The following is a 12,252-nucleotide window of genomic DNA, read 5'->3' as shown; positions in this document are numbered from 1 at the left end:
AGTTTGGAGTGAGCCTTTCATGGCCAATTATTCGACAAATGATTTTAAAGCTGGCCTAAAGGTCATGCTGGATAGTAACCCATGTTCAATCATGGAAAATGAATATGTGAAACCTGGTAAAGGTCAAGCATTTAACCGTGTGAAATTGCGTAATCTTAAAACGGGTAAAGTTTTAGAAAAAACGTTCAAATCCAATGAAACACTGGAAGGTGCAGACATTGTAGAAGTTGAAATGGATTACCTTTATAACGATGGCGAACTCTGGAACTTTATGGATCCAGTAAGCTTCGAACAAATCACAGCTGACAAAACTGCGATGGGCGATGCTGCTAAATGGTTGAAAGACGATTCAAACGAAAAATGTACCATTATGTTGTTCAATGGTATTCCATTGACAGTAAGTGCACCGAATTTTGTGGTCTTGAAAATTGTTGAAACTGATCCAGGTGTACGTGGTGATACTTCTGGCGGTGGCGGTAAGCCTGCTAAACTCGAAACTGGTGCAGTTGTTCGTGTACCATTATTCGTACAGCAAGAAGAAAGCGTTCGTGTAGATACTCGTACGGGTGATTATTTAGAACGTGCATAATGGTTTAAAAATAGACTATTATCGAAAGGGATGATGAAAATCGTCCCTTTTTTTATGCCAGAACTATAAATGAAAAATAAAATATAAGGAGTACCGTCACAAAAGAGCAAACAGCAGTAAGCCAGACAATAAAAATGAACGCTGATTTATGCAGAATAGATGAGGGATTGACATGGAAACGACTCAACAGAAGTTATCAACAACTTCAAAAATAGTATGGATTTTAGTCGCAGTTTTAGGTGCAGTATCATTTGGGACGCTTGCACTGAGCAGAGGTGAGCATGTAAATGCTGTTTGGCTGGTTTTAGCAGCCATCTGTATATATAGCATTGCTTATCGTTTCTATAGTTTATTTATTGCGAATAAAGTTTTTGAACTCAATGCGCGACGTTTAACACCAGCACATCGTTTAGCTGATGGTCTGGATTATGTGCCTACCAATAAATATGTCTTGTTTGGACATCACTTCGCAGCGATTGCTGGTGCAGGGCCTTTAGTCGGTCCTATTCTGGCTGCACAGATGGGTTATTTGCCAGGAACGATTTGGTTGTTGGTCGGTGTCGTTCTCGCGGGCGCTGTTCAAGACTTTTTGGTGTTGTTTATTTCGACCCGTCGTGATGGGCGTTCATTAGGTGAAATGGCGAAGCAAGAACTTGGTTCCTTTGCTGGAATTATCGTTATGCTTGGTGCATTAGGCGTGATGATTATTATTCTTGCCGTATTAGCACTTGTGGTTGTAAAAGCACTCGCACATAGCCCTTGGGGTGTGTTTAGTATTGCGGCAACCATTCCCATTGCATTGTTTATGGGCGTATACATGCGTTATATCCGTCCAGGAAAAATTGCCGAGGTTTCGCTCATTGGCTTTGTGTTGATGATGGCGGGAATTGTTTATGGTGGGAATATTGCAGCCGATCCTTATTGGGGGCCTTTGTTTACGCTCACAGGGACGCAATTGACATGGTGTTTGATTGGTTACGGTTTTATTGCTTCAGTCTTACCTGTGTGGTTATTGCTTGCGCCACGTGATTACTTATCGACATTCTTGAAGATTGGTGTGATTGCAGGTCTAGCGGTGGGCATTATGGTGGCATTACCAGAAATGAAAATGCCTGCTGTAACGCATTTTATTGATGGTACTGGCCCTGTCTTTGCCGGATCTATGTTCCCATTCTTATTCATTACGATTGCGTGTGGTGCAATTTCAGGTTTCCATGCGTTGGTTTCGTCAGGAACTACACCTAAACTGGTCAATAACGAAGTGGATATTCGTATGATTGGTTATGGGGGGATGTTGGTGGAATCTTTTGTTGCTGTCATGGCAATGATTTGTGCCACTATTTTAGAACCAGGTGTTTATTTTGCAATTAATGCCCCTGCGGCAGTTTTGGGTACAACGGTTGAAAGTGCTGCTGAAGCTGTCCGTACTTTAGGTTTTGTGGTAACTCCTGAAGCATTAACTTTGTTGGCTCAAGAGGTTGGTGAAAGCACAATTTTATCACGTACAGGTGGTGCTCCAACATTTGCGATTGGGATGGCGCATATTATTACGGAAATTTTTAATAACCGTTCAATGATGGCTTTTTGGTATCACTTTGCAATTTTATTCGAAGCATTATTCATTTTAACCGCAGTCGATGCAGGTACACGCGCTTGCCGTTTCATGGTTCAAGATACGGTGGGTATTGTAATTCCGTCACTTAAAAATTCACATAATTTTTGGGGTAATATGGTTGGTACGGCTGTTGCTGTCGCGGGATGGGGCTTCTTTGTTTATCAAGGTGTGATTGACCCACTTGGTGGTATTAATAGTTTGTGGCCTCTCTTTGGTATTGGTAACCAAATGCTTGCTGCAATGGCACTTATTTTGGGTACGGTTATCCTATTTAAAATGAAGAAAGAGAAATATGTTTGGATCACAATTATTCCCACCATTTTCTTATTTATTACCTGTATGACGGCAGGCTGGCAAAAAATCTTCCATGAGAATCCAAAAATTGGTTTCTTGGCTCAAGCTAACCGATTCTCTGATGCGATTGCGCGTAATGAAATTTTAAAACCAGCCAAAGACATTACCGAAATGCAAACCATTGTCTTTTCTAATCAAATCAATGCGGTACTTTGTGGTTTCTTTATGATAGTGGCAATTGTAATGTTGTTTGCTGCAATTGGTGTGATTCGTCGTGCATTGGCAGATCCTAATCCAAGTGTGCGTGAGTCAGAAGCCATTTACAGTGATGAAATTCCAGTAGGAGAGGTGAAATGAGTCTAAAAGATCAAATTCGCCAAAAACTGGCTTTGGGCAAAATTATTAAATTTACTGTGCTTGCACAGCCCAAGAAATTATTAATGTTAAATGGTATTAAAACCATTCAAATTATTTGGCAGCGTCTACAGCAAAGTTTTCGCTTGATGGTGGGTGTGCCTGATTATCAGACCTATTTAGAGCATATGAAAAAGAATCATGCCGATTTAGTACCGATGGATGTCAAAACATTTTACCGTTACTGTGTGGATGCACGTTATCCAAGTGCGAATGGTGGATTGAAGAAATGTCCTTGTTAGTTTCGAACAAGTGTTTGTCAGAAATCTTTTGATTTCTTTGGAAAAATAAAAAAACGGTGTATGTTACTCATGCACCGTTTTTTTATTGGGGATAAGAGTGTGATTTGGGGGACGAATAAAGTTCAAAAACAAGAACTCACGCATGAACAGCTAGAACTGAATCATAAAGTTGCATCTTATGCTTTAAAGGTTGAAACATTTTTAACTCAAATTAATAGCATTATTCTAGATAAAGAAAACCAAACTAAATTGGCTTTGAGTTGTTTGTTGGCAGGCGGACACGTGTTGTTTGAAGATTTGCCTGGGCTAGGGAAAACGACATTATCGAGTGCCTTATCACATCTTGCAGGGCTTAAATTTCAGCGCATTCAGTTTACCAATGACATGCTGGCAAGCGATGTGATTGGTGTAAACATGTTTAATCAAAAAGAACATCAGTTTGCGTTTAAACAAGGCCCCATTTTCACCCAAATATTATTGGCCGATGAAATTAACCGTTGTAGTCCAAAAACGCAAAGTGCTTTACTTGAAGCGATGGAAGAGGGGTTGGTGACTGTGGATGGCGTGCGTTACCCATTACCACAACCTTTTTGGGTGATTGCCACGCAAAACCCATTGTTTCAAAGTGGTACTTATACGTTGCCAGAGTCGCAGCTCGATCGCTTTCTAATGCGCTTGTCACTTGGCTATCCCTCACGTTCAGCAGAAAAATTACTCTTACAACAAAATTCACGCTATGCCTTAATTGCGACACTCAAGCATGTGTTTAACGAGCAAGAAATTTTAGCGATGCAACAATTGGTTAATCAGGTGCATATTGCCGATGCTGTGTTGGAATATCTGCTCAATCTTGCCGATGAAACCCGTAAAAAACAACATGGATTGTCGACCCGTGGTTTATTGGCTTTGAAAAAAGCAGCACAAGCCTTTGCTTTTATTCAGCAACGTAGTTTTGTGACGCCAGATGATGTGCAAGCGGTGTTTGTTGCTGTGGTTGCTCATCGTATTGGCTTGAGTGAAGCTGAAACAGTGCAGTTGATGCAGCAAGTCAATATTAGCTAAAGGAAGATCAATTTGAGCAATCCTTGGCAAAAATGGTTAGCGGCACGTTTTCAATTTGAAAAAGTCAAACAACTCTCGCAAAAAGACATTCTGATTTTTATCTATCAACAGGGTTATCTGTATTTGGTATTGATTTTGATTACTTTTATTGCAGGAGTGAATTATGCCAACAACTTGATTTTGGGCTTTTGCTTTTTGATTAGTGCTATTTTATGTATTAGCTTTTATTTAACATTTAAACAATTACATGATTTAGGCGTTGAAGTTTCTATTGCTGGAATAGGGCAGGTTGGCAAGAGTGTTGAATTGCAATTACATTTTCAACAAGCGCAAAAGCACTCCCGCTATTTATGGATTAAAACCGATCAGCATTTAGAAAAAGTCCTGATTTCAGAACTCCAGCATAAAATCACGCTTTCTTTTTTGCCTGAAAAAAGAGGGAAATTTCACTATCCAACCTTACAGATTTATTCAGTTTATCCCTTTGGATTGGTTCGGGCATGGACTTATTTTTATTTAAAAGAGTCTGCATGGATTGCACCCAAAGCTGCATTTTATAGTGCTGAAAATAAACAGCAGAAGCATAATTTTGAACCAGATATGGATGAGTTTCGTGAATTACGTAATTTCCAGTTGGGGGATGCGTTACAAGCGGTGTCATGGAAGCAAGCTGCGCGTGGGCAAGGCTTATATATCAAAGTGTTTGAACAGCATAATGATCAAAGCAATATTGAAATTCATTATGCCAATATGCCCAGCACAGAACATGAAGAAAAGCTGAATTTAATGATGGGATTGATTGAACAATGTGAGCAGATGCAATGTGATTATGCAGTGTATTTACCACAAGCTGAATTACCTGTAGGCATTGGCGAAAATCAGTTAAGACAAGCAAAAAAACTTTTGGCACAGGCTTAAATTATGATCCATGCTGATATTAGAATTTCAATTTTAATCACAATGGTCTTGGTCTTTATTGCACAGGTATTTTTTAATCCTGTTTTATTAAGTGCTATTTTTGCACTAATTTTGCTTTGTTTATTTTTTAGTTTAAAAGATCAGAACAAAGCGGTCGCTAAGATGTGGACATTTGCACTGACCACTTTAGCTTTAGTCACGATTTATTTTAGTTATAAAAGTTTTATTGGTATTGAAGCGGGGGTTGCTGTTTTATCGACCTTTTTGTTTGCAAAGGCTTTAGAAACCAAGAATAAGCGTGATGTTATTGTTTTGTTTAATTTTGCTTTGTTTGTTAGTGCCAGTTCCTTTTTATATAGCCAATCCATCTGGATGGCGCTGATAATTGTGCTGTGTTTATTAAGCTGCTTAATTGGACTTTATCGCCTACAAACCAGTGAATTTAAATCATTAGAAAATCAATCGACAGCATTAAAAACTGATGCAAAACATGTGGCTAGATTTTTAATTTTGGCTTTGCCTTTTTTTATTTTACTGTTTGTATTTTTTCCACGGTTACCACCACTTTGGCATATTCCAATTCCAGAACAACGAAGTGTCACAGGGATGAGCGATAGCATGTCACCTGGTGATATTGCAGAACTTTCACAATCCACAAGTTTGGCTTTTCGAATTATTGGGGATATGGATAAATTTCCATCACGCAATGAACTGTATTGGCGCGCGATGGTTTTAGATCAATATGATGGAAAAACGTGGACCAGCAGTTTTATCAATCAACAACCTGTTTTAGAAAATAAGTTCTCTGGGAAATCGAAACGTGGTTTTGATTATCAATACTTGGCTGCTGATGCACGAGTGATGTGGGTGATGGGATTGGAAAAGTCAATTCCACTTGAAACAGAGTACCAATTAAAACAGGATTGGAGTATTACCCCGATTCGTCAAATTTTGCGTAATCAACCTATTAAATTGCATTGGTTGGGTAATACTGAATTGCCAGAGTCAGCATTATTTAAATCGAATATATTGAAAAAAATAAATACCCAAATGCCAGAAGCATTGGATGAAAAATCACGTCAATTTGCATTAGAAATGTTTAAACAAAGTGGTCAGCAACCCGATCGATATGTGCGCAACATTTTGCAATGGTATAAGGGAAAAGGCTTTGTATATACATTGTCACCCGGTTTATTAGGGGGCAATCGCATTGACGAATTTTTATTTCAATCTCGACAAGGCTTTTGTGAGCATTATGCTTCGAGTTTTACCATGTTGATGCGTTATGTTGGAATTCCTGCACGAGTTGTCATAGGTTATCAAGGTGGGCAGCTTTCACCTGATCAAGCAAGTTGGGAAGTCCGTCAGCTTGATGCACATGCATGGACAGAAGTGCAATTGAATGGAAAATGGCAACGAATTGATCCCACCGCGATAATTGCTCCACAACGGATTGATGGGGGTATGCAAAATTATATTGAAAATGATCGTAGTATTTTAGGAAATAAAGAACAAAAATGGAAATATCAACGATTTTCAATGTTGAAAAATATGCGTATTTGGACTGACTATGCAAGTTATCAATGGCAAAGTAAAGTCGTGGGATATACTGCTGAAAAGCAGCAAAGCTGGTTGTCAAAATTAGGTTTGAACTCTGCTTATGCGAGTGCACTTGTCTTGCTATCAAGTATTGTGATCGTGATTATTTTTTATTTTGTTTGGATTTATTACCGTAATAGACAGTATGTTTCTGCATATGAGCAAGCGATTCAACAATTTTCTAAGCAATTGCCGCAAAATTTACGTAAGCAACCCGCTGAAACTTTTTATATGTGGATGCATCGTTTGGCAGAATGGGTTGAAAAAGATCAACAACCGATCTTTATACAAACAGCGCAATATTATCAACAGCAACGATTTTCATGTGAATTTGATGATCAACAAGCCATGAAATTTAAAGGGATGCTTAAAACTTGTGCATCTGCTTTAAAAAACACTAGAAAGCCCTTGTCTTAGAAAATAAAAATGAATATGATTCACAGCACTTAGGTGTATAGCTCAGTTGGTTAGAGCGCTACGTTGACATCGTAGAGGTCAGCAGTTCGAGTCTGCTTATACCTACCAAATTATTAACCGCTCATGATATTTTATATACTTTCGTGAGCGGTTTTTTATGGATTACAATAATTTACATTAATTTCATATACCCTCATAAAACTAGCTATCTTGTATCCACTGATGTAAGTGGTATTTCTTCAGTGACTAAACGTCAGAATACTCATACTGTATCAATCATGGTCTAGTTCAAGCGACCAAGCTCAAACATAGGAATACGACCTTTCAAGCAGAAAGATATCAAATCATTAGTAAAATTTATTGAAGATTTGGATTAAGCAGTTTCAAGATAAATTTGTTTTTTAGAAAAAGCCTTTTTTTTTTACTAAAAAAAATTAAATGTTATCATAGGGTAAAATACTTTAGTAAATTAGCTATGATTAAAGAATTTAAAGATATTGATAAACTTTCACATCAAGATTTTGAGCATTTCATAAGAGATTTATTTGAAGCTTCTGGCTGGACAGATGCACTAATAACGAAAGTTGGGGTTGAATTTAGACATGGAGATGGAGGAGTAGATATATTTGCCTATAAGGGTAAAAGAAAATTTGCCATTGAGGTTAAGCAACGTAACATAAATACGATGGTGGATGTTAAAGCATTAAATCAGTTAGTTACTGGTGCAAAACTTGCAAACGTGAGTAACAAGATCCTTGTAACTAACTCATATTTTACATCAGAGGTTCGAATTAGAGCTTTGAGATTGGGTGTGGAATTAATCGATAGAGACGTGTTACAAAATTTATGGGTGGAAAAGCATTCAGAAATTGGTCGAGAAATTAAACCTAGGAAATATCAAACAGAAGTAATTTATCAAGCTATAGAAGCACATCGTAATGGAAAGTCAAAAATTCTAATTGAGATGGCTACAGGGTTAGGTAAAACATACACAGTGGCACATTTGCTAAAAAAGTTAATTACAACATCAGAAGAAAGAAAAAGGGTGCTGTTTATTGCTCACCAAGTAGAAATTTTATTTCAGTCAGTTACTGCTTTTAAGAATGTTTTAGGCATAGGAAATTATTCTTTTTCTGCTTGTTTTTCAGGTTCATCTTTAGAAGATACAGATTTTATTTTTGCTACGTTTGATACTTTATATGGTCATATTAATCAGCTTAAGAAACATACTTTTGATTATGTAGTTGTTGATGAAGCACATCATACTCCTGCGCGAACTTATGCTGAAGTGGTCAATATATTTGAGCCAAAATTATTAATAGGATTAACAGCTACTCCATATAGATCTGATAATAAAAATGTCATTGATTTTTTTGGTGGAGCTGACGGTCATATAGGAAAATTTGATCTTATATGGGCATTGAAACACAAAAAGTTAGCATTTCCAAAGTACTTAGTTTTGCTTGATGATTTAGATCAAAATAAAATCAATGAGCTTAATACAGGGTTGTCTTTGAATGATTTAGATAAAAAATTATTTTTACATAAAAAAGATGAAGAGGTTATTAAATTAATAGAAAAAACAGTTTTAGATCAAGAAATTAAAAGTGTTAAAGGTATTGTTTTTTGTAGAAATATAAAACATATGATGCATTTAATTGGTTTCTTTGAGCTAGGGACTGCTACATTAGTTCATTCTCAAATGACAGATCAAGTAAGGCGTGCAAATATTCGTAATTTTAGAGAGGGTAGTTATAAATATATATTAGTTTGTGATCTATTTAATGAAGGAATTGATATTCCTGAAACTAATCTTTTAGTGTTTATGCGATACACAGGTTCTAGAACAATCTGGTTACAACAGTTGGGAAGGGGGCTTAGAAAGACACATAATAAAGATTATGTACATGTATTAGATTTTGTTGGTTCACTAGATAGATTACAAGAAATAAAACAATTATCAGATGCCATAAAAAAAGCGCCTTTAGATAAAGAAAACTTAATTGATGATATAGCTGAATCAAACAGTGTAAGTTTTTTTCATGATAGTTCAATAGAGGTGAAATATAGTGAAGAAGCTGCAACAGTTCTGACTTTAATTGAAAATATGAAAATGCAATTAAATAGTAGAGAAAATCTTATAAAAAAAATAAGAGAATATAAAATTAGAACTAATAATATACCTAAAATAAATATGATAGAGTCAGAAATAAAAGGTATAAGCTTGGATCAAATTGCGACTCATTTTGGTTCTTACTATAATTATCTATCGAATGCATTTGATAATGATTTTGAACAAGCTGAAATGCTAGAAGTAATTAATAATTATATTGATGAATTTTATTTAGCTAATAATATAAAGCCTAGTTTTAAAGCTATATCTAATCAATTTTCTTATAATTTTTTATATGAATTTATTGATAAGGATTTAAACAAAATTATGCCATATTATAAAGATCAGCAAGATCAGCAAGATCAGCAAGATCAGCAAGATCAGCAAGATCAGCAAGATCAGCAAGATCAGCAAGATCTTAATGTTGAGATTGTAAATCATATAGAAAATTATGAATGTGATCTTGTAAAAAAATATAAAGATAGAGTGAAAGGTTTTAAGGATATAAATTTAATTGAAGAGAAAGATTTAAATTTAATTAAAGAAAAATATGTTTCTGTTTTGGCATTTTTAGGTAAGGTGAAGAATAAGTGAGTGGTTTAGATTTTAATTCTGAAAATATTTTTAACATCAGTTTAGATAGTGTTGTTAATTTAGATATACCTAAAGATTTTAAAAAACTTATCAAAAGATTGAAAAATTTTAAAGATGGTGATCTTGGGTTGCATATTGGGGATTCTTTAGGTGATATTTTAAAATTAGCTCCTGAGGAAATAGGTGCAATTCCAGGGGTAGGGCGTCTTTATGTTGATATATTTATTTCTTTAAAGAAATTTGATTTTTCAGTTTTTTTAAAAAAATATGAGGAACAAGATTACTCAGATATTAATTTGGAGGAATTAAAAATAGTATTCTGTGGTTTAAGTACTAAAGTAATGAAAACCATTAAAAAGGTTGGATTGGAGTTAGATGAAGTTTTTTATTTACACGATATTAATTATGTATTAAATTTTGATTCTAGTAAAATATCTGAAATACCAGGATTAGGTGTAGAATACATTAAAAATTTCAATATATTTAAGAATCTTGTAAAGGATGAGTTAATGTTGATTTTAGAAAACAAAATTAATATTAATTTGTTTGAATCGAAATTGATAGTTCCTTGTTATATAGAAGATATGGATTTAAAAATATTTGAACGTATTATTTTAGAAGATATAGAGTATTTTTTTGAAAAGATTACTGAAGATAATATTAATATTCTTCAAATGAGATGGGGGTTTATAGAAGATAAAAAAACTCTCGAAGAAATAGGGGGGATGTTTAATGTATCGAGAGAAAGAATTAGGCAAAAAGAGTCTAAAATAAAAAAAATTTTCATATCTCATATGCGTCTTAGTCAAGATAACATATGGTTTTTACTAAAAAAATATATGAATAAAGATATAACGTTAAAATTGGATTCATTATTTTCTTGTTTTAAGAATGAAAAAGATTTTTTTGATTTTATGAGTGAAATTAGTGGAAAAAAAAATCTACATGAATATGTTTATCCGAATATTGATAATGGAGTTTTAAATACATTTTTTGTAGAAAATGGTTCTCCACTTAATTTGTTTTTAGTTAAGGATTATCTCGAAGAATTAAATATTGCTGATGTGGATAATATTTTAAATTTATTAGTAGCTGAAGATATAATAAGAATTAGTGGTGATCAAATTTGGCCTAAGCATCTAAGCAAATCTGAAGCGGCAGCATGTGTACTTTTAAAATATAAAAAAGGATTACCATGGTTAGATGTCTCTAAGCTAGTCAATGAAAATGGATTCTCAAGAACCCCTCTTTATGAGATACGAGTAGATAGTGAAGCATTTCATGATCAAAATTACATACTTTTGGCAGGGGTAGGAGTATATAAGCATATAAAATTTATAGATCAATCCATAGTTTTGGATGATCTTTTTATGGAGTTGATGGAATACCAAGCAAGGAATCAATCTACCGTCTTTCATTTAAATCAATGTTACGGAGATTCCGAATATTTAAAAAAATATGATTATTATGATATTCGATATTATGTAAAAAATTTTGGCGAAGATTACGGTTTTTATTTTAATGGTCGATCTCAATCAGATTCTGTAAGTATTAAAAAGAATTTTAAAAAAATAACTCAAAAAGAAGTCATTATTCAGACGATGAATAGGCTTGGTAGCCCTCTTACAAGAGCTGAGATTGCTAATCTACTTAAAAGTAAAAGTGCTGGTCATGCTGCATTTTATTTAGATCAATTAATGGGAGAAAGTAAAGTTGTTCAGGTCAAGTATATGCTTTATACGACACCAGATATTGCTTACAAACATATAGATATTAATAGTCATATTGATGCAATTTCTTGTGTTCTAAAAGAGTACGACATGCCTGTAGAGCCATCTATTTTAAAAAATGAATTAAATTCAAAGTTCAACCAAAGTTTTTCAAAGCATTTTTATGCTTCTATTGCTAGATTATATTGTGAGAAGCAAGGTTGGTATCGTAAGCAATCGATTTATTCTTTTAAAGAAACTCCATACGAGAGTCTTAAAGATGTTCTTGATAAAGTATGCAATTTGAATCATACAGTGAGTGAGAATATTGCAGTATTAAAATCCGTAGTTGCTATTACGGATGATACTGCATTGATAGCAATTAGAAATTGGAAAAGCGGAAGATAATTGATGTTATCCGTTAAAGATTTTTTGTAACAAGAAATATGGCGAAATTAGGACGCCAATTAAGTTCAAGTTATTGAATTATAATTATATACTATACATTGACATCGTAGAGGTCAGCAGTTCGAGTCTGCTTATACCTACCAATATATTTAAAGGACTTATAAGCTAATCAAATGCTTATAGGTCTTTTTTTTGCCTATTGTTTGTTGAGCTTGGTTTAACTGTTTTATTTAATAATTCAAATAAATCATGTTTTGTGTCAGAAAGTCGAAGAGCTT

The 12,252-nt window shown here is 34.5% G+C and carries 8 protein-coding genes and 1 tRNA gene; all 9 read left to right on the top strand.

What is annotated here, in order from left to right:
• Positions 1-19: 19 nt before the first annotated feature.
• Positions 20-589, top strand: a complete 570-nt coding sequence (gene efp, locus BLV99_RS04505) for an elongation factor P (RefSeq protein WP_086185781.1) — start codon at positions 20-22, stop codon at positions 587-589.
• Positions 590-761: 172 nt separating this feature from the next.
• Positions 762-2,855, top strand: a complete 2,094-nt coding sequence (locus tag BLV99_RS04500) for a carbon starvation CstA family protein (RefSeq protein WP_092688142.1) — start codon at positions 762-764, stop codon at positions 2,853-2,855.
• Positions 2,852-3,154, top strand: a complete 303-nt coding sequence (locus tag BLV99_RS04495; RefSeq protein WP_092688139.1) for a YbdD/YjiX family protein — start codon at positions 2,852-2,854, stop codon at positions 3,152-3,154. The genes BLV99_RS04500 and BLV99_RS04495 overlap by 4 nt, the downstream gene beginning before the upstream one ends.
• Before the next feature lie 69 nt (positions 3,155-3,223).
• Positions 3,224-4,216, top strand: a complete 993-nt coding sequence (locus BLV99_RS04490; RefSeq protein WP_413772577.1) for an AAA family ATPase — start codon at positions 3,224-3,226, stop codon at positions 4,214-4,216.
• Between the two features lie 12 nt (positions 4,217-4,228).
• Positions 4,229-5,134, top strand: a complete 906-nt coding sequence (locus BLV99_RS04485; RefSeq protein WP_092688136.1) for a DUF58 domain-containing protein — start codon at positions 4,229-4,231, stop codon at positions 5,132-5,134.
• A gap of 3 nt (positions 5,135-5,137) precedes the next feature.
• Positions 5,138-7,150: a transglutaminase TgpA family protein gene (locus BLV99_RS04480; protein ID WP_092688133.1), complete on the top strand. Its 2,013-nt coding sequence runs from the start codon at positions 5,138-5,140 to the stop codon at positions 7,148-7,150.
• Between the two features lie 31 nt (positions 7,151-7,181).
• Positions 7,182-7,258: transfer RNA gene (locus tag BLV99_RS04475), tRNA-Val, on the top strand.
• Positions 7,259-7,625: 367 nt separating this feature from the next.
• Complete coding sequence (locus tag BLV99_RS04470; RefSeq protein WP_092688130.1) at positions 7,626-9,857, top strand: DEAD/DEAH box helicase family protein; 2,232 nt, start codon at positions 7,626-7,628, stop codon at positions 9,855-9,857.
• Positions 9,854-11,974 (top strand): sigma factor-like helix-turn-helix DNA-binding protein, encoded by a 2,121-nt coding sequence (locus BLV99_RS04465; protein ID WP_092688127.1) that lies wholly within the window; start codon positions 9,854-9,856, stop codon positions 11,972-11,974. Before BLV99_RS04470 ends, BLV99_RS04465 begins: the two co-directional genes overlap by 4 nt.
• Positions 11,975-12,252: the final 278 nt, after the last annotated feature.

It is taken from the genome of Acinetobacter kyonggiensis, from assembly GCF_900107285.1.
Taxonomy (GTDB): domain Bacteria; phylum Pseudomonadota; class Gammaproteobacteria; order Pseudomonadales; family Moraxellaceae; genus Acinetobacter; species Acinetobacter kyonggiensis.
Note: the sequence above shows the minus strand (reverse complement) of the source record. Positions and strands in the feature narration are given on the sequence as shown.

Bases quoted from the DNA above. Each gene is read 5' to 3' on its own strand.
- efp (WP_086185781.1), top strand. From the start codon at position 20: ATGGCCAATTATTCGACAAATGATTTTAAAGCTGGCCTAAAGGTCATG.
- BLV99_RS04480 (WP_092688133.1), top strand. From the start codon at position 5,138: ATGATCCATGCTGATATTAGAATTTCAATTTTAATCACAATGGTCTTG.
- BLV99_RS04495 (WP_092688139.1), top strand. From the start codon at position 2,852: ATGAGTCTAAAAGATCAAATTCGCCAAAAACTGGCTTTGGGCAAAATT.
- BLV99_RS04490 (WP_413772577.1), top strand. From the start codon at position 3,224: ATGCACCGTTTTTTTATTGGGGATAAGAGTGTGATTTGGGGGACGAAT.
- BLV99_RS04500 (WP_092688142.1), top strand. From the start codon at position 762: ATGGAAACGACTCAACAGAAGTTATCAACAACTTCAAAAATAGTATGG.
- BLV99_RS04470 (WP_092688130.1), top strand. From the start codon at position 7,626: ATGATTAAAGAATTTAAAGATATTGATAAACTTTCACATCAAGATTTT.